Annotated in this window: 15 protein-coding genes; 4 read left to right on the forward strand and 11 right to left on the reverse strand. The window is 71.4% G+C overall.

What is annotated here, in order from left to right; translation table 11 throughout:
• Positions 1–56: 56 nt before the first annotated feature.
• The 5 genes from H9L21_RS09070 to H9L21_RS09090 form a co-directional block, all read right to left on the reverse strand.
• Positions 57–203 (reverse strand): hypothetical protein, encoded by a 147-nt coding sequence (locus H9L21_RS09070; protein ID WP_154594799.1) that lies wholly within the window; start codon positions 201–203, stop codon positions 57–59.
• A gap of 99 nt (positions 204–302) precedes the next feature.
• Entirely contained in the window at positions 303–2,021 is a 1,719-nt protein-coding gene (locus H9L21_RS09075; RefSeq protein ID WP_154594798.1) for an MmpA family trehalose lipid delivery protein, read from the reverse strand.
• A complete protein-coding gene (locus H9L21_RS09080; RefSeq protein WP_222865751.1) occupies positions 2,018–3,127 on the reverse strand; it encodes a glycosyltransferase in 1,110 nt (369 codons plus the stop codon). The genes H9L21_RS09075 and H9L21_RS09080 overlap by 4 nt, the downstream gene beginning before the upstream one ends.
• A gap of 10 nt (positions 3,128–3,137) precedes the next feature.
• Complete coding sequence (locus tag H9L21_RS09085; protein WP_154594797.1) at positions 3,138–3,953, reverse strand: glycosyltransferase family 2 protein; 816 nt, start codon at positions 3,951–3,953, stop codon at positions 3,138–3,140.
• On the reverse strand, positions 3,946–8,031 hold the full coding sequence (locus H9L21_RS09090) for an alpha-(1->3)-arabinofuranosyltransferase domain-containing protein (RefSeq protein WP_154594796.1): 4,086 nt from the start codon (positions 8,029–8,031) through the stop codon (positions 3,946–3,948). The genes H9L21_RS09085 and H9L21_RS09090 overlap by 8 nt, the downstream gene beginning before the upstream one ends.
• 114 nt (positions 8,032–8,145) lie before the next feature.
• Here H9L21_RS09090 and H9L21_RS09095 point away from each other — a divergent pair, with 114 nt between their 5' ends.
• Positions 8,146–9,333 (forward strand): lipopolysaccharide biosynthesis protein, encoded by a 1,188-nt coding sequence (locus tag H9L21_RS09095; protein WP_154594795.1) that lies wholly within the window; start codon positions 8,146–8,148, stop codon positions 9,331–9,333.
• 6 nt (positions 9,334–9,339) lie between these two features.
• Here H9L21_RS09095 and H9L21_RS09100 read toward each other — a convergent pair whose 3' ends face one another.
• From H9L21_RS09100 to H9L21_RS09115, 4 genes are read right to left on the reverse strand one after another with little or no spacing between them, the layout of a single operon-like run.
• Complete coding sequence (locus tag H9L21_RS09100; RefSeq protein WP_154594794.1) at positions 9,340–10,173, reverse strand: class I SAM-dependent methyltransferase; 834 nt, start codon at positions 10,171–10,173, stop codon at positions 9,340–9,342.
• A gap of 55 nt (positions 10,174–10,228) precedes the next feature.
• Positions 10,229–12,214, reverse strand: coding sequence for an acyltransferase family protein (locus tag H9L21_RS09105; protein ID WP_154594793.1), 1,986 nt, complete (start codon positions 12,212–12,214; stop codon positions 10,229–10,231).
• Positions 12,211–14,175, reverse strand: coding sequence for an SGNH/GDSL hydrolase family protein (locus H9L21_RS09110; protein WP_154594792.1), 1,965 nt, complete (start codon positions 14,173–14,175; stop codon positions 12,211–12,213). The genes H9L21_RS09105 and H9L21_RS09110 overlap by 4 nt, the downstream gene beginning before the upstream one ends.
• Entirely contained in the window at positions 14,172–14,876 is a 705-nt protein-coding gene (locus tag H9L21_RS09115; protein WP_154594791.1) for a nucleotidyltransferase family protein, read from the reverse strand. Before H9L21_RS09115 ends, H9L21_RS09110 begins: the two co-directional genes overlap by 4 nt.
• 67 nt (positions 14,877–14,943) lie before the next feature.
• Here H9L21_RS09115 and H9L21_RS09120 point away from each other — a divergent pair, with 67 nt between their 5' ends.
• From H9L21_RS09120 to H9L21_RS09130, 3 genes are read left to right on the forward strand one after another with little or no spacing between them, the layout of a single operon-like run.
• Positions 14,944–15,405, forward strand: coding sequence for a hypothetical protein (locus H9L21_RS09120; RefSeq protein WP_154594790.1), 462 nt, complete (start codon positions 14,944–14,946; stop codon positions 15,403–15,405).
• 27 nt (positions 15,406–15,432) lie between these two features.
• Positions 15,433–17,373 (forward strand): acyltransferase family protein, encoded by a 1,941-nt coding sequence (locus H9L21_RS09125; RefSeq protein ID WP_154594789.1) that lies wholly within the window; start codon positions 15,433–15,435, stop codon positions 17,371–17,373.
• Complete coding sequence (locus tag H9L21_RS09130) at positions 17,370–18,605, forward strand: lipopolysaccharide biosynthesis protein (protein ID WP_154594788.1); 1,236 nt, start codon at positions 17,370–17,372, stop codon at positions 18,603–18,605. The genes H9L21_RS09125 and H9L21_RS09130 overlap by 4 nt, the downstream gene beginning before the upstream one ends.
• A gap of 3 nt (positions 18,606–18,608) precedes the next feature.
• On the opposite strand, the gene polA is transcribed toward H9L21_RS09130, so the two are convergent.
• Together polA and H9L21_RS09140 are read right to left on the reverse strand one after the other, a co-directional pair.
• A complete protein-coding gene (gene polA, locus H9L21_RS09135) occupies positions 18,609–21,269 on the reverse strand; it encodes a DNA polymerase I (RefSeq protein WP_187411400.1) in 2,661 nt (886 codons plus the stop codon).
• A 31-nt stretch (positions 21,270–21,300) separates the two neighbouring features.
• Positions 21,301–21,900: a GNAT family N-acetyltransferase gene (locus H9L21_RS09140; RefSeq protein WP_154594787.1), complete on the reverse strand. Its 600-nt coding sequence runs from the start codon at positions 21,898–21,900 to the stop codon at positions 21,301–21,303.
• Positions 21,901–21,991 lie beyond the last annotated feature (91 nt).

Raw genomic sequence — 21,991 nt, forward strand, 5'->3', positions numbered from 1 at the left:
CGACGTCTGGCGTCGCGCCGGGTTCGTCGGTGGTGGGGTGTCTCACCCCGGTTCGATCAGGACTCGTCGTACGCGATGACGGAGGAGTGCGTCTGATCCTGCTTGACGGCGGTCTGGCTCGCGACGAGACCGGTGACCGCGAGAACGCCGAGGACGCTGCCCGCGATGGTTCCGCCGATGATCATAACCAAGCTCTCGCTCATGTGCCCCAATTTTCCGTAGTCGTGGCGATACTGCTCAGCAGCCTAGCAGGGCTTCAGTGCCCTGTCCCGCACTCATCTCGGTTGCCAATACGGTGTCTGCTAGGCGCGGCGACGGCGCACGGCACCCGCCAGCGCGCCCCCGACAGCCAGGACCAGCCCGACCCCCGCGAGCACGAGCCCGGCGTGGTCCGCCGGTGCGGCGCTCGGCACGTCGGCCAGTCCTTCGTCGCCCAGATCCCACCACTGCAGGTTCTCGGTGCGCACGCGCAGCTCCGCACCCGCCAGCTGCAGCTCGTTGAGGGTCGGGCCGGGCTGGTCCGTCTGGATCAGGACGTGGCGGACCCCGGCCGCTCGCAGCGCCGCGAGCACGTCGCCGTCCGGCGCGCCCAGCGCACGGGTGACCTCGGCGGCCCGAGGATCCTCGCCGGCCACCCACGTGTCCTTGAGCGGCAACGCGTCGTTCACGCGCACGTCGCGGCTGAGCAGGCGTTGCCAGGGATCCAGCACGACGCGGTCGTCGTTCCAGTCGTAGCGCCGGTACTGCGTCCACGGCAGCACGGCGACGGCACCGGGCTCGGCCTCCTCGAGACGCTCGGCCACGAAGGTGAAGTCGACCGGGTAGTCGACCGAGCCCCACCGGCCGTTCGCGCCGAAGGCCAACCCCGGAAGCGTCACGACGGTCACCAGCCCGCAGGCCACGGCCACGGCTCCGGTGAACAGGCGGCCCGCGTGGCGGCGCGCGACAGCGGCACCCAGCCGCGCCACGGACAGCCCGACCGCGAGGGAGACCGCGACCATCCACAGCGCCGCGAACTTCTGCCCATCGCGCACCAGGCCCCCACCGGGCACCTGGAGCACGAGGAACGACACGAGCTCACGGCCCCCGGGCAACCCGGCGAGGATCGCGCCGACGAGACCGAGGACGCCGGCGACCGCGGCTCCCAGGTACTCGGGACGCGAGCGCACCCGGGCATCGGACCACGCGGCGACGACAGCAGCCAGCACACCGACCAGCGCCACCCCGGACAACACGAGGTTCTGCCGCTCGGCGAACCAACTGGCCTGGTTCCAGATGCCACCGCCGGTCAGCACCGAGCCGACCATCCCCCACGGCGTGTCGGCCCGGGCGGCGAAGGCGTCCACGCCGGCGGAGTCCGCCGCGGACGAGGCCTCGGAGCGCAGGTACGGGAACCACCACGACGCCGCCACCAGCACGGACACGAGCATCGCCCAACCCCACACACGCCAGGCGCGCGGCCACGCCGAACCGGCCAGCAGCACCGCCGTCGCGGTGACCACGGCCAGCACCGCGCCCGTCGAGCCCGACAGGCCGGCCAGCGCCATCACGATGCCCAGGGCCCCGGCCCCACCCTCGCCGCGACGGGCGCGACCCGCGGTGCGGATCACCCAGAACAGTGCCGCGTACCCGAGCAGATAGCCCCAGTGCCCGATCGCCAGCCGTTCGGCCACCCACGGGTTCCAGCACGCGACGAGGGCGCCGGCCACGGCGGCCCCGCGCCCGGGCAGCAGCGCGCCGGCCCCGGCACCCGCGGCGACGAACACCGTGAGCAGCAGGATCTTCTGCACCAGCCAGCCCGGGAGAACCGTCGACAGGGCGGCGACCACGAGGTCGTTGGGCACCGCGCGCGGCACCGCGCCGTCGACGCCGAGCGTGCGCTCGCCGAACCCGAGGTCGGGGACGAACACGAGGTCGTAGTTCAGCTGGAGCCCTGGCAACAGCGCCGGACCCAGGATCACGACGCCGGCCAGCAGGCCGACGAGTCCACCGACAGCGGTCGGCGTCGCGAACCGCCTCACCGGCGCACCCCGTGCAGCCGTTCCATCTCGGTGAACGCGTCGCCCATCCGCAGGCACTGCGTCCGCAGGTCGTGGTGCTCGGTGACCCAGGCGCGGTTCACGGCTCCCTGCCGGGCCCGACGCTGCGGGTCGGTCAGCCATGCGACGAGGTGCGCCGCGAGCGCCTCGACCTGGTCGGCTCCCTCGACGTCGAGCAGGTCGTTGCCCGGCGCCAGGGCCTCGTGGTTGCTGCCGCAGCGCGTCGTGACGACGGGCAGCCCGCACGCCTGCGCCTCGACGTAGGCGAGCCCGAACTGCTCCTCCCACTTCCAGGTGGGGCGCGGCGCGGTCGTGAACACCGCGGCACCCCGCAGCAGATCGGCGACGCCGGCGGCATCGAGCCCTCCGACCAGCGTCACGCCGCTCGTCGGGTCGTCGGCCGCCGCGCGCACGAGCGGCTCGAGCGGGCCACGCCCCGCGACGACCAGCTCGGCCTCGGGAACCTGCCGGCGCACCAGCGTCATCGCCTCGAGGAGCCGGTCGATGCCCTTGTTCTCGGCCAGCGGGCTGACGAAGGCGACGACGGGCCGCTCGACGGGCGCCGGCGCGGGCGTGAAGATCGCCGTGTCGACCCCGGGCTTGACGACCCGGATGACCGCGTCGTCGAAGCGGTTCGCGAGCAGGTGGTCGCGCGCCGCGTCGACCATGCAGAGCAGCAGCTCGGCGTCACGACACGACTCCAGCGCCTGGCGGTACGGCGGCACCTTGTAGATGGGCTGACGCGCGAGGTTCTCCCACGTGACGACGGCCTGCAGCGGCCGACGGCCGGTGGCGCGGCGCCGCCACCGGGACGCCTGACCCGTCACGAGCGAGCACAGCTCGAGCGAGGCCACCCAGTCGAACTCGGCCGGGTCCTGGTCGCGCAGCTCGTTGACCCAGGCCAGCGCGCCGGCCTCGATGAAGCGCTTGATCGGGCGCCGGTAGGTGCTGGGCACCCAGGTCAGATCGCCGACCGGCTCGTCGCGGGCGAGCGCCGTGACCTGCGTGTCACCCATGAGCGACATGTAGAAGAGCTCGCGGCGCGGCCGCTGGTCGGGCAGGGACACCCACAGCAGTTCTCGCGTCACTCCACGATCCTCACACCTGCACCTGACGGCGCCCCGCGCGAGCCCCCCACAGATAGCCCGCGGCCTCCATCGCGCGCATGCCGGCCATGCCGAGCGCGTGCCCGGGCCGCCCGAGCAGCCGGCGCCAGTTCCGGGCGTACGCCCGCAGCACCCCCGCGCCCTGGTCGGCCATCGCGCCGTCGTGCTGCTCGACGAGGGTGGGCAGGCTCAGGCCGTAGTAATAGCGCTTCTGCCAGATGTCGCGCAGGGTCAGCCGGCCCTCGTCGTGGTCGACGATGACGGGCGCCAGCTCGACCGTGCCGCCGGCCTGGCGGATCCGGAAGCGCAGGTCGGCGTCCTCGGGCCCGGACATCGACTCGTGGAAGCCGTCGGCCACCATGTCGGACCGGCGCAGCAGCCGCGGGTTGTGCAGCCACGGCGCGTCGAGGTAGCACTCGCGCTCGAGCGCACGGCACGCCGTCCAGAACCCCTGTCCGATCGTGCGCTCGGGCAGAGCGACACCCGTGGCACCGGTCGTCGCCGCCGTGCGCACGGCGGCGCTGACCGCGTCGGGCGGCAGGTACATGTCGCTGTCGAGCCACAGGATCCACACGCCCTCGGCGGCGCGGATGCCGCGATTGCGCTGGGCGCTGCGCTCGGGACCACCCGTGATCACCACGTCGGCGAGAGCGCGGGCGATCTCGTCGGTGCCGTCGGTGCTGTGGTTGTCGACCACGATCAACTCGACGTGCGGGTGGTCCTGGGCCTTGACCGAGCGCAGGCACGCCTCGATCGTGCGGCGGTTGTTGCGGGTCGGCACGATCACCGACACCAGGGGCTCAGTCATCGTCGTTCCTCCGGGCGAGCAGGATCAGGCTCCCGGCGACAGCCACCACGAGCCCGGCGGCCGCGACATGGTGGGGCACCAGGCTGGCCGAGATGATGTCGGCGGACAGCTCGCCGAGGGCGCCGCGTCGCCACTGGACGACCAGCAGCGCCAGGACGGAGACGAAGGTGAGCGCAGCACCCGTGTACACGAGGCGACGCGGGTCCACGGGACGCAGCCACATCAGGAGGGCCACCGCGACGGCACCGGCCAGACCGCCCCAGCCGAGCAGCAGCCCGGCTCCGGCCACGCCCACGACCGCCAACACCGGTCCTCGGGCCCAGGCCGGACGCAGGCCGGTGGGACCGGCCGGTCCCTCGGGCAGCGCGAACAACCGTCGGCGCACCAGGGCGCCGATCACCAGGGCGAACGCGGCGAGCAGCCCGAGGCCGCTGGCACCCAGGGCGACGTTGGACCAGCGCTGCGGGGCGTAACGGATGTCGATCGTGGCGGCGGCGCCGTCCTCGATGATCCATCCGGAGGAGAACCCGTCGAGAGTCACGGGCGCTCCGAGGTCCTCGCCGTCGGCCGTCGCCCGCCAGTCGGGGTTGTGGCTCTGGCCCGTGACGACGGCGTAGGGGCCGTCGGCGACCTCGACGTCGAGGGTCATGCGGGTGTCACCGTCGCGGGTGACCTCCGAGATGATCGGCGATCCGAAGCGTTCGAGCGACGCACGGGTGTCGGTCAGGCGCAGGGAGTCCAGGATGAACGCCGGATTGGCGTCGATCGTGTGCTCGCCCGAGCCCAGCCGGGTGCGCTCGCAGCCGACCCACCGCGTGCCCTGCTGGTCGGCGCGCGCCAGCAGTCCCGTGGCCGGACGCATCTCCAGCCCGGTCCCGTCCGCGAGAGCGACCGGCAGGCAGTGGTCGTCGTCGTCCGCCTCGTCCATGGCGACGCCGGTGTCGATCTCGGTGAAGGTCGAGGGAACACCCGTCGGGTCCCCGGTGATCCCGTCGATCGTGACGCGGACCGCGGAGCCGCGGACCGGCTCGTCGAGGTCGATGGTCGTCTCGCCCAGTCCGATCTCGGACTCGCCGACGTCCTCACCGTCGACGCTGATCGTCACGCGCGTCGCGCGGTGGCGCGACTGGCCCTCCTCGATGTCGGCGGCCCGCTGGACGATCCGCACCTGGTCGATCTCGCGCTCGTCGCCGCGGATCTCCCACCAGGCGCCGCGCGTCGTGCCTCCGGGCACCCACCCGGTGTCCTCGTCCCCGTCGGCGGCGCGCGAGGCGCGGTTGGCGGGGTTGTCGAAGTAGAAGCCGCTGGACTCGGACTCGACGTCCGTGCCGCGTCCCTCGACCCGGTCGTACATGACCTCGACCGGGCCGGCGACGCGCACGTTCGCGCTGGTCTCGAAGGTGCGTCGGTCCGGGAGGGTGACGATCCGGTTCAGGGCCCGCTCGGAGTCGTCGCTGGTGGACGTCGTGTTCTGGACCCGCGTCAGCAGGACGTCCAGAGGCGTGCGCGAGAAGCGCTCGCGGTTGGCCTCGTCCAGCTCCTCGTACACCTTCGAGAAGGTCAGCGGGGTGCGGGCGGCGACATGCGCCTGGCGTCCCAGGCCGATCTCGGCGATCCCGACGAAGTTGTAGCCCTCGCCGCGCGTGGAGTCGATCGAGACGGTCACCTTGTCGGCCCGCACTCCCCCGAGTCGCGCCGTCGCCAACCCGGACTCGGGAAGGGTGATCGTGTCGCTGCGTCCGCCGGCCGACACCGTCACCTCGTCGATCTCGACGTCACCGATGGGCAGCTGGGCGATCGGCACCTCGTCGAGCTCGACCGGCTCGTCGAAGGTGGCGACGAGACGCTGGCCCACGGCGGTGCCGAAGTCACCGAAGCGCCAGCCGGTGGTCAGGTCGCCGTCGACGGCGAAGTCGCCCGTGCCGAACGGCAGGTCGAAGAACGTGCCGCCCGACCGCGAGGTCGAGACCTTCACGACCGAGTCGACCCGCACGGTCTGGTCCGTCGGGTCGGTGCCGAGCGTACGGGTGGCACCGGGATCCTGGTCCTCGCGCAGCAGCGGCCCCTGCCCGACGGTCAGCCGGTTGGAGATGACACTGCGGCGAGCGTTCGTGTCGGTCAGCACCAGCCGCCCGGCGGTGTCCAGGGTCCGGGTGAATTCGTCCGTCGAGAGGTTCTGGGCGTACCGCACGAGCGGGGACGTGTCGAGCAGGCCGGCATCGGTCAGCGCCGGGAAGGCGAAGCCGTCGCCGGCCACGACGACCTGTCCGTCCAGGGGTACGGCCCGCAGCGGCTCGCGGGCGTTGCCGACGTCGTACACCTGGACCGGCGGCAGCAGGTGCTCGCCGTGGAAGAAGGGGTCCTCCATCGCCGGGGACAACGTGTTCTGGCCGGGCACGCCGAAGTTCTGACGGCCGAACAGGCCCGGGTCGGTCGAGATCCGCTGGTTCATCTCCGCCGGGCGGGCTCCACCGGTGTTCTCCCACACGACGTCGTTGCGCAGCAGCACCTGACCGGCGCCCAGGTAGCGCGCCATGGTGGAGACGACGGCGCCCGGCGCCGTGCCCGACTGCACCGAGCCGTCCAGCGCGGCGAGGAAGTTCACGCCCGCCGGCGAGGCGTTGGGGGTGGTCTCGGGCAGCACGGCCCGCCGGTCGAACAGGGCGTTGATGACGTCGTCGGGTCGTTCCTCGGTCCACCGGTAGAACGGCCGGACCTGGCCCGGGAGCACGAGCACGGAACCCGGCTGGGTGCTCTCGTCGACAGCAGTCGCGGCCTGGCTCCAGTAGTCGGGGATGTCGATGGGCGAGATGTAGAGGCGACCGGAGAGCGCCGGCAGCGACCACGCCGCGAAGACACTGGCGACCACCACGACGACGACGGCCCGGGCGGGCGCCCAGCGCCAGACCCGGGGCAGGAGATGCATCAGGGTCACGACCAACGCGATGGTCATCGCCACGACCAGCACGGCGCCGATCTTGTTCGTCGTGCGGAACGCCGACAGGGCGGGCACCTGGAGCACCTCGGCCAGCAGTCGGCCGAAGGGTGACGCCGGGCCCTTCTCGGTCGGGAACACACCGACCATCACGATGGCGGCACCGAACACGGCCGTCGTGATGAACACGCGGGCCCGCGTGCGCGCCCACGCCAGCGCCGTCAGCCCCAGCGCCGGCCACAGGGCCGTCAGGACGACGATCAGCGGACTGACGACGTACACGGCGTGCTCGGGCACCCACGGTCCGGCCGAGCTGGAGCCGTAGAGAGGCCACAGGCCCAGGCCGCGCAGCACCTCGGTGAGCGACGAGACCTTGGCGATGCCGGTCAGTGTCTCGGAGCCCTCGACGATCTGCGAACCGGTGGTCAGGGCGGCGAAGGCCGGGACGAGCCAGTACAGCGAGAGCACGACGACGAACAGCGCCGACTTCGCCAGGACCTTGACCGCGTCGAGCCAGCGCAGACCGTCGCTCGCGCGGATGGCCAGGACGACCGGGATGACGGCCAGCAGCTGCAGCAACGGGACGACCGCGACGTTCATGCCACTCATCGCGAAGAAGGTCAGGCCGAACAGGGCGGGCCACGCCCAGCTGCGAGGGCGGCGCAGCGCGTGGATCAGGCACAGCAGCTGCCACGGCAGCAGGGCCATCGGCAGGGCGATCGCCAGGGTCGCACCGGCGCTGATCGTGTACGGGTTGGCCAGGAACAGGACCGCGGCCAGCAGGCCGCCCCAGCGGCCGACGCGCGGGGCGACCACGCGGGTCAGACGCGCGGCGCCCCAGGCGGCGATCAGCCACAGGACGAGGTGGAAGACCTTGAACGTGATCTCCGGCGACAGGCCGATCCCCCGCAGCGCCGAGAGCACCAGAAGGACGGGCGCCAGACCGACGTTGAAGTTCGGCGACCCGAGGTAGGGCGAGGCCGTCCACGACGACATGTACTGGGCGAGCATCTCCCAGGGCCGGACGTACACCTCGGGCTTGATGTCGGTGTAGAAGGTGCCCCACCCGTTCAACCCGATGACCAGGGCGAGAGCGAGGATCGCCAAGCCCACCACGACGCGGTAGTGGGTGAACAGACGCACAGGGGACTCCCTCGGGGGTTCGGCCGGGTGGCCGTGGGCACAGCGCCGTCCAATATAGCGTCGGTCACACGTTCGGTTACCCGAGAGTCACCAAGCCGATACCCTGAGGTCGCCATGCCCCTCCCGTCACGCCTCAGCCGGTCCCGTCCGGGTTCGGGAGCCGCGCTCGGCGTCACGATGGCCGTGGCCAACGTCCTGAGCTACGTCTTCGTCCTGATCCTGTCGCGGGCCCTCGGTCCCTCGGACTTCGGCGGCTTCTCGGCGCTGTCGGCCTACGGCATCGTCCTGTCGGTCCCGGCCGGCGCCCTGCAGGTCATCGTGGCGCGTCACGTGGCGGGCGCCCCTCCCCACTCGCGGGGCCTGCGCACGGCACTGGTCGTCGGCGTCGCCCTGGCGGCCGCGACGATCATCGCCGCTCCCCTGCTCGCCGACGCCTTCCGGCTCGACACGACCTGGTCGGCGGTCTGGCTGGGTCTGACGCTCGTGCCGATGACCCTCACCGGCGCCTTCCAGGGCATCCTGCTGGGGCGCAACCGTCTGGCCGCACTGTCGGCCGTCTACGTCGCCACCGCCGCGGGCCGCCTGGCCGCCGGCGCCGGCGGGGCCGCGCTCGGACTGACGGTGGCGCAGGTCTTCCTGCTGCTGCTGCTCGTGGCGGTCGGTGTCGCCGCGCTCGGCGCGGCGCTGTGCCGCAGCGACCTGACCCTGGACGACGATCGGCGACTGGGCACCGAACTGGTCCGCGCGACGATGTCGCTGGGTGCCTTCATCGCCCTGACCAACGTCGACGTGACCCTGGCGCGTGCCTACCTCGACGACCACGACTCGGGCGGGTACGCGCTGGCGGCCACCTTCGGCCGCGCCATGGGATGGGGCACCCAGTTCGTCGCGCTGCTGCTCGTCCCCCGCATGCAGGGGGCCGGAGCCGCCCGGTCGTTCCGCCGCTCCCTGGGCCTGATCCTGGGGTTGGGAGTGGCAGGTGTCGCCGTCATCGCCGTCGCCCCGTCCTTCTGGATCCGCCTGGCCGGCGGCGCCGAGTACGCCGAGTTCGGGCCGCTGGCCATCGCGTGCGTCGCGCTGGGCGTCCTGTGGGCGCTCGTCCAGGTCTCGCTGTTCGCCGAGATGGGCCTGGACAGCCCCTGGCTCGGTCGCTTCACGTGGATCGTGCTGGCGCTGCAGTCCGCCGTGATCGTGCTGTGGTTCCACGACACCCCGTACGAGCTGGTCACGGTGTGTGCGATCGGCGCCGCCGTCATCGTCGCGGCGGCGCTGGTCCGGTCCCGGAACCTCGGCCGGGCCTGACCGGCCTCAGTCCTGCTTCTGCTCGATCGCGCGCGAGCGGCCCATGATGATGCGGGCGCCGAACTTCATGACACCGGGGAACTTGGTGGCGGCCTTCCAGGCGATCCGGTTGAGCCGGTTCTGCAGGTGCACCTGATAGCGGCGCAGCCACTCGTCGCGGCCCTTGAGCACGGTCGGGGCCGTGCGGCGGAACGTCAGGGCGTGCAGCCCGTTCGCCCAGCGCGGATCGTCGTCGGACTTCGCGTCCCACGTCGCGTCGATCGTCCACCCCGGGTGACGCTCGAGGAACAGACGGTGCGCGCGCTGCACGACGGGCCACGTGGCGTCGTCGACCAGCACGAGCGCCTCGTCGGCCAGCAGCGGCTCGACCACGGCGAGTGCGAGGTAGTGCGCCAGCAACGTGTGCTCGCCGTCGTAGAAGTACACGCCGACCGGGCGGTCGATGACGTTCGGACGCGCCATCAGGTCGAAGCAGTCACCCTCGAGCAGCCGCACGTCGGCACCGTGCCCGTACTTGGCGAGGTTCTCCATCAGCTCCGCGCGGGCCTCCTGGCCGGCCATGCCGAACTCCAGGAAGTTCTCCATCGCGTAGAACACCTTGTCGGCGTTGTCGCGGACCGTGCCGCACATCGAGCGGCCCTTGAACGTGCCGACCTCGAGGTAGGCCTCGTCCGCCGGCATGATCGCCGCGGCGAGGTTGAGCATCGCCAGCTCGTTGGAGGACGTGAAGCCCGCGACGTCGGCCTTGACCTGGTCCCAGTAGGGATCGATCGGGTCGGTGTCCTGCGGGTCCCCGGGGAAGAGCGTGGGGGCGCGGTCGAAGAATGCGGAGGTGTCCATGAGTGCCTTTCGTGCGGCGATCAGCCTAGCTGTCGGTTCGGGTTCCGGGGGCGGGTCACGCGAGTTGGTCCCACGCGTCCCGGATGGCAGGGGCGAGCCACGTCCAGAGCATCGGATTGGCCTCCTCCGAGAAGTGCAGCGCGTCCCGGAACAAGGTGATGCCGTTGATCTGCTTGCGGAAGCCATCGTCGCACCCGAGTGCGCCGTGCAGGTCCAACAGAGGCGTGTCGGTCCGGTCGGCCCACGAGGCGAACCAACGGTTCGCCCGGTCGGGCTCGGCCAGGTTGCGCGTGACCTCGGTGTGCTCGCGCATCCAGTCGCGGTCGAAGGGCGGCGACGGGAGCCGCTCGACCGACACGTCGCGGCACGGCAGGGTGACGAGCTGGACCTGCCGGACCCCGGCGGCATCGGCCGCCGCGCGCAGGTCGTCGAGCTGCTCGCGCACCAGCGGGCCCAGTCGTCGATCGTCCGGACCGATGAGGGAGCCGTCGGCCTGCTCGTGCAAGGTCCCCAGGTCCGTGCCGACCATGAGGACCAGGACGTCGATCTCGTTCTTCCTCAGCTCGTCGGCCATCTGCTCGCGACTGTCCCGGCACTGGGGCTTGACCGGCTCGCGATAGCCCGGCGACCAGAAGGTGGTGAGGGGCAGCAGTCCGCAGCCCTCGACGGCGAGATTCGTCAGGTGCAGGTCGGGGTAGCTCTGCGCCGGGAAGCCCTGCGCCAGGTAGTACGGGACGGAGTCGCCGTAGATCGCCACGCGCAGCGGCGTCTCGCGGGCCTCGTACGGCGCGGTCCCGGGGGTGAGCTCGGGGACGCGACCGGCAGCGATGTCCTCCTGGACCGTGGGCACGGCGCCGACCCGGAACGCCGTCACCAGGACCAGGACCGTGGCGCCGACGGCGAGGGCTCGGCCGGCGTTGACGCCGCGGGCCAGCTCGGCCAGTCCGCCGCGCATCACCGGGACCTCGATCAGGTGGAAGCTGAGCGCGGCGATCGCCAGTGTCGCCGTCGAGCCGATGAGCAGCTCGGCGACCACCGGCAGATCGGCCGCGTACCGGTCGAGCCACAGCTTCACGGGCCAGTGCCACAGGTACAGCCCGTACGTCAGGATCCCGAGGTAGACCAGCGGGCCCCACGTGAAGATCCGGCGGTACGGTCCCCGCCCGACCTGGACGATGCCGGCGATGCCGAGCGCCGTGAGCAGCGACAGGGCCAGCATGCCGCCGCGCTCGAACATCACCGGCGCCATCGGCCGCACCAGGAAGAACCCTGCGGTGGTGACGAGCGTGGCGGTCCACGCCAGGAGCCCGGCGGTCCGGGCGCTCATCGCGCGCGGCCGACGTCCCACGCGGTCGGGACCGACCGCGAACGCCATCGCCATGCCCGCGAGCAGCGCCTGGATGCGCGTGTCCGTGCCGTAGTAGGCGTGCGCCTGCGCCTCGGACGTGGCCAGGCCTATCTGGGCCGTCCAGACCGCCGAGGCGACCGCCACGGCCAGGACGATGGACACCCGCAGGGCCCGCGAGGCGACCAGGCGCACGAGCAGGACCGCGGCGATCGGCGCCACGATGTAGAACTGCTCCTCGACCGACAGCGTCCACACGTGCCGGAAGAACGAGGGGTTGCCGAACTCGGCGAAGTACTGGTCGCCCTGCGACACCAGGCGCCAGTTCATGACGAATCCGACGGTCGCCAGGATGTCGTCCTTCATCGGCCGACGAGTGGCGTTGTCGGCCTCCACGACGGCCCACGTGCCGACCACCACGATCAGCACGGCGAGCGCGGGAAGCAGACGCCGGGCGCGGCGCCGGTAGAAGTCCAGGATGCTCACCCGGCCGAACCGGGCGTGCTCCTTCAGCAAGATCATCACGATCACGTAGCCGGAGAAGACGAAGAACAGGTTGAGACCGACCCACGCACCCTGCAGGGACTCGACCCCGAAGTGATACGCCATGAGCACCAGCACGGCGTAGCCGCGGGCGCCGTCGAGCGCGGCGCTGCGCGCACCCTGGGTGGGTGTCAGCTGCTCGGCGAACCTCATCGCGTCCCCGCCCTCGAGGCGTGGTCGCGCACACGGGGCGCGAGCCACGTCCAGACCATCGCGGCGCCCTCGTCGGAGAAGTGCAGCTGATCGCCGTACAGGTTCACCCCGTTGACCTCGGGACGGAAGCCCTCCGAGCACTCGAGCACCTCGTAGAGGTCCAGGACCGCGACGTCCCGATCGCGCGCCCAGGCCCGGATCCAGGAGTTGACGACCTTCGGGTCGGAGGTCGCCTCGGCGACGTCCGGATGGGCCTCGAAGTAGGTGCGCAACGCCGGCGCCTGGCCCTGGCGGCCGTCGATCCGGCACGGCACGGTGGCGATCTGCGGCGTGACACCGGCACTCTCGGCCTGGGCGACCAGTCCGTCCAGGGCCTCCTCGACGGCTCGGCGGTAGGGCCGGTCCTGAAGCCACCACACCTCACCCTCGGGCGAGTAGTGCGGGATCGAGATCAAGGTGCCCAGCACCATCACCACGGTGTCGGCGTCCAGGTCGCGCAGCCGCTCCCCCAGGTTCGTCCAGCTGCGACGGCACTCGGCGTCCGGCGCACCGCCGAGCTCCTCGTTCCAGGCCGGCTTGAGGTCGACCACGTCGCACCCGGGCACCGCCAGGCCGCTCACGAGCAGATCGGGATAGTCCGCCGACGGGAAGTACGTGACGAGGTTGTCGGCGACGGAGTCGCCGTAGAACGCGATCCGCGTGGGCTTCTCGCGCGGGTCGTAGGCCGCGCTGCCCGCGACCAGCGGCGGCACGTCCACCGAGCGGCCACCGACCTGCGAAGCCGTGGCGCCCACCTGGCCCACGGCCAACGCGACCAGGACGACGCCGAGCGGCGCGGCGACGGCGACCCGCCCGGGTCGGCGCAGGCGCGGCAGCAGGCCACGGACACCGCGGCGCATGACCGGCTCCTCGATCCACCGGTAGCTGGCGGCGGCAGCGGCGATCGAGATCGCCAGGACGACCGGTGCCGCGACCCAGACCGGGGCGGTCGGGAAGGCCTGGCCGAACCACACGGTGAGCGGCCAGTGGAAGAGGTAGAGGCCGTAGCTGCGCACGCCGAGGTAGGCCAAGGGCGCCCAGGAGAGGACCCGACCGGCCGAGCCTCCGACGCCGTGCGCGAGAGGCAGGATGAGCAGACCGACCACGATCGCCTGCAGCAGCAACCCGCCGCTGAGGAACATGAACGGCTCCATCGGCTCCACGACGACCAACAGGGCCAGCGCCGTGGCGAGCATCGTCCAGGCCAGCACCGGACCGCAACGGCGCAGCACCGCCGGCGTGCGGTCCCGCCACCCGTCGTCGATGAACGCCACCAGCATGCCGATGAGCAGCGACTGCGCTCGCGTGTCGGTGCCGTAGTACGCATGGGCGATGGCCGACGCGTCTCCGAGGCCCACTTGGGCGGTCCACCAGGCCGACCCGACGGCGGCCAGGGCCAGGACGACCATCGCGACGCGGCGACGCATCAGCGCGAGGATCGCCAGCAACAGCGGGACGCACAGGTAGAACTGCTCCTCGACCGAGAGCGTCCAGGCGTGCCGCAACAGTGACGGGGAGCCGAATGTCGAGAAGTACTGATCGGCGTCGAGCACCAGTCGCCAGTTCATGACGAACCCCAGGCTGGCCAGCATGTCGCCGCGCAGCTGGCGGCGCGCGAACTCGTCCGCGACGAGGAGCCCACACACGCCCAGGGCCAGCAACAACAGGATCAGCGCGGGCATCAGTCGCCGGGCGCGCCGCCGGTAGAAGCCCGGGACGTCGACACCGCCGAACCGGCGCCGCTCGCGCAGGAGCAGCCGGGTGATGAGGTAGGCCGACAGGACGAAGAACAGGCTCAGCCCCGTCCACGCTCCGTCCAGCCCCGGCACCCCGAGGTGGTAGAGCATGAACAGCAGCATGAAACCGCCGCGGATCCCGTCCAGGGCGGTGACCCGGCCGCGCTGCGGCGGGGCGCTGGTCATCGCCACGCCTGACGGGCCCGCTCGAGGGCGTCGGGGGTGCCGACGTCGAGGAAGGGCGCGTCATCGCGGTGGGCGCGCACGTCCGAGTCGGCGGCCAGACCGGGGAAGACGTCGACCTCGAGGGAGAGCGGCACCGTGTCGGGCAGGTCCAGCAGGACCGAGCCGCGCATCACGTACGTGCCGGCGTTCACCAGACCCGGCGCGGCGATCCGCGGCTTCTCGCGGAACCCGCGGATCCGGGTCCCGGAGTCGTCGAGAGAGACCACGCCGTAGGGGCGGGCGTCGTCGACCTCGCGGACGTGGATCGAGACATCGGCGCCCGAGCGCTCGAAGGCGTCGATCTGGGCCGCGAGGTCGTGGGCCGACAGCAGGTCGCCGTTGACGACCACGACCGTGTCGCCGGGGGCGACGGCAGCGCGGGCCGCGAGGGCCAACGCACCGCCCGTGCCGAGCGGCTGCTGCTCGCGGCTGTAGGTCAGCCGCACGTCCCAGCGCGAGCCGTCGCCGAGCTCGTCCTGCACCTGCTGCGCGCCGAAGCCGGCGGCGATCACGATGTCGGGCACACCGGCAGCGGCCAGCCGTCGGAGTTGATGGGCCACGAGCGGCTCTCCCCCGACGTCGACCAGAGGCTTGGGCAGGTCGCCGACAGCGGGCCTCAGCCGGGTCCCCAGACCCCCCGCCAGGACGATCGCTCGTCGCACAGATCCCTGCCTTAACTCTTGGTTACCCGCGCGTACGCACGGCGCTGGTCATAGTAGTATGCGTCACATGCTCGACGACTCCGATGTGCGTTCTCGACCCCTGCCCAACCTGGGGACGAAGGTCGCGATCCTCGCCGCCATCCCCTTCCTGGCGTACGGGATCTACCTGCTGCTGACGCCGATCACGGACATCCAGACCAGCTCCGGAGCCATCTTCGAGTGCGGGTCCGCCCTGCAGCCGCCCTCGGACGACTTCCAGGCAGGCGTCTGCGGCCCGATCAACACGCAGTACCTGTACCGGAGCATCGCGGCGATCGCCGCGGCCGTGGGCATCGCCGGCGTCGGCGCCATGCTGTTCGGCTTCAGCCACCAGGTCGAGCGTGCCGTCAGCCGTTCCGAGACCGGCGCAGCCGGCACCGGTGACGAGGCGCAGCGTCTGTCCCGCGAGGACGACCAGCGCTTCTCCCGCGAGGACGACTACTACGCCGACGGCGGCGCCCGCCGGCGACTCCTCGACGACGGTCGCTGAGGACGGCGGTAGCCGCCCGCCCGTTCGATGACGCACCCCATCGCACCGCCGCGCGCGCGGCTGCCCTACCGCCCGGCCCTCGACGGCCTGCGAGCGGTGGCGATCGCCGGTGTCCTGGTGTTCCACCTGGACGAGAGCCTGCTGCCCGGCGGCTGGCTCGGGGTCGATCTGTTCTTCGTCCTGTCGGGCTTCCTGATCACCCACCTGCTCATGGCCGAGCAGGACCGCTGGGGCCGCATCAGCGTCGTGCGGTTCTGGGGCGCCCGCATGCGCCGGCTGCTTCCCTCGCTGCTGACCGTGCTGCTCGCGGTGGCGGCCGCGGCGTGGATCTGGACCGTGCCGGGTCGCCGATCCGCGGTCGCGTGGGACATCGTCTCCTCCTTGTTCTATGTGTCGAACTGGCGGTTCATGCTCGGCGACGAGCAGTACTTCGACCAGCTCTCGCTGCCCTCCCCGGTGCGGCACACGTGGTCCCTGTCCATCGAGGAGCAGTTCTACATCGTCTTCCCGCTGCTGCTGATCGCCGTGGGCGTCATCGCCCGGACGCGGTACCGACAGGCCGCGGTGTTCGTCGCCCTGGCCGTCGCCTCGGCCGGTGCCATGGCGTACGGCTACCTCCATGGCGCTGAGATCACGGACCTGTACTACAGCACCTTCACCCGCGCCTTCGAGCTGTTGATCGGGGTGTGCGCCGCGCTCGTCCTGGGCCGGTCCGCCTTCGCCGAGCGTCGGGCCTCCCCCGCACGCGACGTCCTGGCGTGGGGCGCGCTCGCGGCGGTCGTCGCTGCAATGCTCCTGCTCGATTCGAACTCCGGCGTGGTCTTCACCGGGGGTCTCGTCGTGGTGTGCCTGGCGGCCCTCGTCACGATCCTGGCGGCTGCGGGCGGGCGGCCCGGCACGTTCACGACGGTCCTGGGCAGCCCGGTCCCCCGCTTCATCGGACTCATCAGCTACCCGTTGTACCTGTGGCACTGGCCGATCATCGTGTTCCTGCGTCCCGGCACGACCGCCCTGGACGGTGTCGCGCTGGACCTCGTCCGGGTCGGCCTCGCGGTCCTGCTGGCCTGGCTCACCTACCGCTTCATCGAGGCGCCGATCCGCGGCCGCCGTCCGATGATCACGTCGCTGCGCGGTGTGTCCCGGGTCGTCACGGTCCTCGCCGCGCCGTTGGTGGTGGCCGGTGCGGTCGTCGTCGCCCACTCCGAGCCGCTCGACCGCGGCCTCGTCGCCCAGCACAGCGACTCCGATGCGCCACCGCTCGTGCTCACGCCCGAGCCCTACACCGCCGAGGCGCGGCGTTCGGCCATGTTGCTGGGCAACTCGATCCCGTTCAGCCTGTACCGGAACGTCGCGACGCACGAGTTCCGCCAGCTCTCCCTGAGCCAGAGCACGCATCTGGGGTGCGATCCGTTCGAGTTGCAGAAGGTCGTCGACGGCAAGCCCACCGAGCCGACCCGCAGCTGCCTGCAGTGGCGTGAGGAATGGCCCGAGACGGTCAAGGCGAACCGACCCGACGTACTGTTGTTCTTCGTGCCCCAGACCTTCGTTTCGGACCTCGTGCGCGACGGCGATGTCGCCGAGTTCGGCACCGTTGAGCACACCGAGCTGATCCGGGACGGGCTCGACCAGGTGGCCGCACGCGCGACGGGCGCCCGCAGCCTCGCGTTGTCGACGCTGGCGTGCCATGACATCCCCGCGTTCGACATCGTCGAGATGCAGCAGTTGAACGACGTCGACCGGGTCAAGCAGGTCAACGCGGTCGTGACGGACTGGGCACGCGAGAACGACGTGCCCGTCGTGGACTCCTTCGGCGCCCTGTGCTCCGACGGCTACCGCCCGATGCTGGGCGACGATCCCCTGTACGAGGACGGGCTGCACTTCACCACCGAGTCCGCTCCGCTCGTGTGGGCCTGGATGATGCCCCAGGTCCTGCGCTTCGCCGACGCGGCCCACGGGGAGGCGCCATGAACCGCTCGACCCGCGCCACCGTCTCCAGCGGCTCGATCGTCGCCGTCGCGATGATGGTGATGAACGTCGCCACCTACGGCTTCAACCTGCTCGCCGCCCGCCAGCTGGTTCCCGCCGAGTTCGGCGCCCTCACCGCCTTGTTGAGCCTCACCCTCATCGCCAACGTCGTCGCGCTGGGACTGCAGGCCTCCATCGCCCGCCGGATCTCGGTCCGTCCCGGGCAGACCATCCAGATCGTGCACACCGCGTCGCGGGTCGCCCTGGCGCTGTCCCTGCTGGTGGGCCTGGCCACCGCCCTGTCCAGCCCGATCCTGACCCCCGCATTCTCGTTCGACTCGGTGTGGGCCGTCATCTGGTGTGGGGCGATGCTCGTGCCGCTGACCCTGGCTGGCGCCCAACTGGGCGTCGCGCAGGGCACGGGACGCTGGGGGAAACTGGCCGCGCTCTACCTCGGCAACGGGTTCGGCCGCCTCTTCGGCGGCTTGGCCGGCCTGGCGATCGAACCGACCGCGACGAACGCGATGATGGGGCTGGCGATCGGATCGTGGCTGCCGGTCATCTTGGGCATGGGACTGCTCAAGGCCACCGGCGGCGGCGATGCCCACAGCCGCCGGCCGCTCGTCTTCGAGACCGTGACATCGGCGTCGACACTGCTGGCCTACTTCGCCTTCAGCAACGTCGACGCCCTGATCGCCCGCGGCGGCTTCGACGCCCACGACAGTGGCCTCTACGCGTCGGGCCTGATCCTGACCAAGTCCACGCTCTTCCTGCCGCAGTTCGTCAGCGTCGTGTTCTTCCCGAGCCTCGCGCGCGACTCCAGCCACCGCACACGCCTGCGCGCCGTGGGTCTCGTGGCCCTGCTGGGCGTGGCGGTCGTCGCGGGCGCCGCCGTTCTGCCGAAGCTGGCGCTCATCCTGGTCGGCGGCGACCAGTACGCGGAGATCACCGGCGACCTGTGGCTCTTCGCCGTCTCGGGCACCTTCCTGGCGATCGTCTACCTGCTGGTGTTCGACGCGCTGGCACGGCGCGAGGGCGGCGTGGCCGTGCTGGTGTGGATCGCAACGGCCACGGTCTTCTGCGTCGCGTACTTCAACCGGATCGGCATCGTCGGCCTGGTGACGACGATGGCCATCACTGCCGCCGCCCTCTCGGCCGTCCTGCTGGTGTGGCCGCTGATCCGCCGCACTCCCGAGCCGAAGCAGACCGAGGTGACCGAGCCACCCGTCCCCTGAGGACTAGTGGCCGGCCTCGTGCCAGGTCCGCCCCACGCCGACCGAGACGTCGAGCGGGACCGACAGGTCGGCCGCCGCAGCCATCTCGCGACGGACGAGAGCCGTGAGCTGCTCGAGCTCGCTGTCGGTCGTCTCGAGCACCAGTTCGTCGTGGACCTGCAGGAGCATCCGCGACGACAGCCCGGCTTCGTCGATGGCCCGCTCGACGTTGAGCATCGCGACCTTGATGATGTCGGCCGCCGATCCCTGGATCGGGGCGTTCAGGGCCATCCGCTCGGCCATCTCGCGGCGCTGGCGGTTGTCGCTCTGCAGATCCGGCAGGTAGCGGCGCCGGCCCATGATCGTCTCGGTGAAGCCCGTCTGCCGCGCCTCGTCGACCAGCCCGCGCAGGTAGTCGCGGACGCCGCCGAAACGCTGGAAGTAGTCGTCCATCAGGCCCTGCGCCTCGCCGGTCGAGATCGACAGCTGCTGGCTGAGCCCGTACGCCGACAAGCCGTAGGCCAGACCGTAGTTCATCGCCTTGATCCGGGCGCGCAGCTCGGTGTCGATGTCCTCGGGATCGCGTTCGAACACCTTGGCCGCCATCACGGTGTGGAAGTCCTCACCGGAGTTGAACGCCTCGATCAGGTCCGCGTCCTCGGACAGGTCGGCCATGATCCGCATCTCGATCTGGCTGTAGTCGGCCGTGAGCAGCGTGTCGTACCCCGCGCCGACGACGAACGCCTCGCGGATGCGCCGGCCCGAGGCCGTGCGGATCGGGATGTTCTGCAGGTTCGGATCGTTCGAGCTGAGCCGTCCGGTGGCCGCGATGGTCTGGGCGTAGGTCGTGTGGATCCGGCCGTCGTCGGAGATCGAACGGCGCAGGGTCTCGACCGTCTGACGCAGCTTCGTGACGTCCCGGTGCGCCAGCAGGTGCTCGAGGAACGGGTGCCCCGTCTTGGCGTACAGCTGCTGCAGCGAGTCGGCGTCGGTCGTGTAACCGGTCTTGGTGCGCTTGGTCTTGGGCATGCCGAGCTCGTCGAACAGCACGACCTGCAACTGCTTGGGCGAACCGAGGTTGATCTCCTTGCCGCCGATCGACGCGTAGGCCGCATCGGCGGCCTGCTGGGCGCGGGACGCGAACTCCGACTCGAGGGTGAGCAGTGCATCGTCGTCGACGGCGATCCCCGCCCGCTCCATCCGGGCCAACGTCGAGACCAGGGGCAGCTCGACGTCGGCCAGCAGCTTGGTGCCGCCGGACTGCTCGACCTCGGTGGCCAGGGCCACGGACAGGTCGAGTGTGGCGCGCGCCCGCAGCATCGCGATCTCGGCGTCGTCGTCGGTGTCGAGGGAGAGCTGGCCGCTGTCGGCGGCGTCGTCGCGCAGCTCGCGCTTGAGGTACCGGACCGACAGGTCGGCCAGGTCGTACGACCGCTGGTCGGGACGCACGAGATACGCCGAGAGCGCGGTGTCGGCGGCCAGGCCGCGCAGGGTCCACCCGCGATCGGCCAGCGCCAGCATCGGGCCCTTGGCGTCGTGCAGGACCTTGCCGCGGGTGGGATCGGCGAGCCACTCGCCCAGGGCGGACTCGTCCTGCGGCGTCAGCTCGGCCAGGTCGAGCCAGGCCGCCTCGTCCTGCGTGGCCAGTGCCATCGCGATCACGTCGCCCCCGCCGCGGCCCCACGATCCCTGGACGTGCAGGCCGATGTCGCCGACGGCGTGCTGCTCGAGCCACGCGGCGACCTCGCCCTGACCGAGCACCCGGCCCGCGAGGTCGAAGCCCGCCTCGGGCTCGACCTCGTCGGTGGTGCCCGGGAACGTGGTGAAGAGGCGATCGCGCAGTGCGGTGAACTCCAGCGAGTCGAAGACCGTGTGCACCTTCTCGCGGTCGAACGCGGTGTCGAGCGTGAGGTCGGCCGGCCCGAGCGGCAGGTCGAGGTCGCGCACGAGGGCGTTGAGCCGGCGGTTGCGCAGGACCGAGTCGAGGTGGTCGCGCAGCGACTGCCCCGCCTTGCCCGGGACCTCGTCGACGTGGCCGATCAGCGCGTCGAGGCTGCCGTAGCCGTTGATCCACTTGGCGGCGGTCTTGGGACCGACGCCGGGCACGCCCGGCAGGTTGTCGCTGGTCTCGCCCACGAGCGCGGCGATGTCGGGGTAGAACTCCGGCAGGACGCCGTACTTCTCCTGCACGGCCGTCGGCGTCATCCGGGCCAGGTCCGACACGCCCTTGCGCGGGTACAGCAGCGTCACCTGGTCGGTGACGAGCTGGATCGCGTCACGGTCGCCGGAGCAGACCAGGACCTCCATGCCGGCGGCCTCGGCGCGGGTCGCGAGGGTCGCGATGATGTCGTCCGCCTCGTAGCCGGCCTTGTCGACGTGGCGGATGTCCATCGCGTCGAGCACCTCCTTGACCAGGGCGACCTGGCCGGAGAACTCCTCGGGCGACTTCGACCGGTTGGCCTTGTACTCGGCGTACTCCTCGGTGCGGAACGACTGACGCGACAGATCGAAGGCGACGCAGACGTGGGTGGGTGCCTCGTCGCGCAGGACGTTGATGAGCATCGAGGTGAAGCCGAAGACGGCGTTCGTGCTCTGTCCCGTGGAGGTCGCGAAGTTCTCGACCGGGAGTGCGAAGAAGGCGCGATAGGCCACCGAATGGCCGTCGATCAGCAGGAGTCGGTCCACCCCACGACCCTAGTCGGCCGGTCCGACAGCGTCAGCCTCGGACGGCGGCACGCCGCCGCAGCGAGCGACGGACGGCGAGCAGACGCCCGGTCTCGCGCGAGCCGGAGGACTTGGTCGCCAGGCGGGCGTTGAGCTTGCCCAGGGGGATCGCCCGCAGCACGGCGATCTGGTTGAAGCCGAGCTTCGTCAGGTACCGGTTGGGCTCGCGGGCGTGGGCCGCGGAGTTGGCCAGGACCAGCTCGCAGTCCTGCTCCTCCGCGTACGCGGCGACCACCGAGAGCAGGCTCGACGCGATGGAGCGCCGGCGATGGCTCGGCTTGACCTGCAGATCGGTGACGATCATGACCTTGCACATCGTGATCGGGTTCAGTGTCGCGAGGTCGGCCGCCACGGCTCCGACCAGCTCGCCGCCCACGAGGGCCACGATCAGCCGGCGGCGGTGCTCGCGGGCGTTGAACTCGATCGCGGCACGGGCCTCGGCCTCGTCGGGGCAGCGCCACAGGGTCTGCTGGGTGTAGGCCTCGGATCCCTCGTCGCTGACCGCCTCGGCGCACGCGACCCAGAGCTCGATCAGCGAGGCGGCGTCGTCGAGCTCGACATCGCGGATCTCGATGGGCTGGCGCAATGCCATCGACGTGAACCTCCGGGCGGGGGGACGGGGACGTCGACAGCCTACGCCCCCACGCCGGTGCCTGGGAATGACCCGGCGCGACCCGAATCGA

It is taken from the genome of Aeromicrobium senzhongii (assembly GCF_014334735.1).
GTDB lineage: Bacteria > Actinomycetota > Actinomycetes > Propionibacteriales > Nocardioidaceae > Aeromicrobium > Aeromicrobium senzhongii.

Coding starts and splice junctions, on each gene's coding strand:
- H9L21_RS09070 (WP_154594799.1), bottom strand. CDS start 203: ATGAGCGAGAGCTTGGTTATGATCATCGGCGGAACCATCGCGGGCAGC.
- H9L21_RS09085 (WP_154594797.1), bottom strand. CDS start 3,953: ATGACTGAGCCCCTGGTGTCGGTGATCGTGCCGACCCGCAACAACCGC.
- H9L21_RS09095 (WP_154594795.1), top strand. CDS start 8,146: ATGCCCCTCCCGTCACGCCTCAGCCGGTCCCGTCCGGGTTCGGGAGCC.
- H9L21_RS09100 (WP_154594794.1), bottom strand. CDS start 10,173: ATGGACACCTCCGCATTCTTCGACCGCGCCCCCACGCTCTTCCCCGGG.
- H9L21_RS09105 (WP_154594793.1), bottom strand. CDS start 12,214: ATGAGGTTCGCCGAGCAGCTGACACCCACCCAGGGTGCGCGCAGCGCC.
- H9L21_RS09110 (WP_154594792.1), bottom strand. CDS start 14,175: ATGACCAGCGCCCCGCCGCAGCGCGGCCGGGTCACCGCCCTGGACGGG.
- H9L21_RS09120 (WP_154594790.1), top strand. CDS start 14,944: ATGCTCGACGACTCCGATGTGCGTTCTCGACCCCTGCCCAACCTGGGG.
- H9L21_RS09125 (WP_154594789.1), top strand. CDS start 15,433: ATGACGCACCCCATCGCACCGCCGCGCGCGCGGCTGCCCTACCGCCCG.
- H9L21_RS09130 (WP_154594788.1), top strand. CDS start 17,370: ATGAACCGCTCGACCCGCGCCACCGTCTCCAGCGGCTCGATCGTCGCC.
- H9L21_RS09140 (WP_154594787.1), bottom strand. CDS start 21,900: ATGGCATTGCGCCAGCCCATCGAGATCCGCGATGTCGAGCTCGACGAC.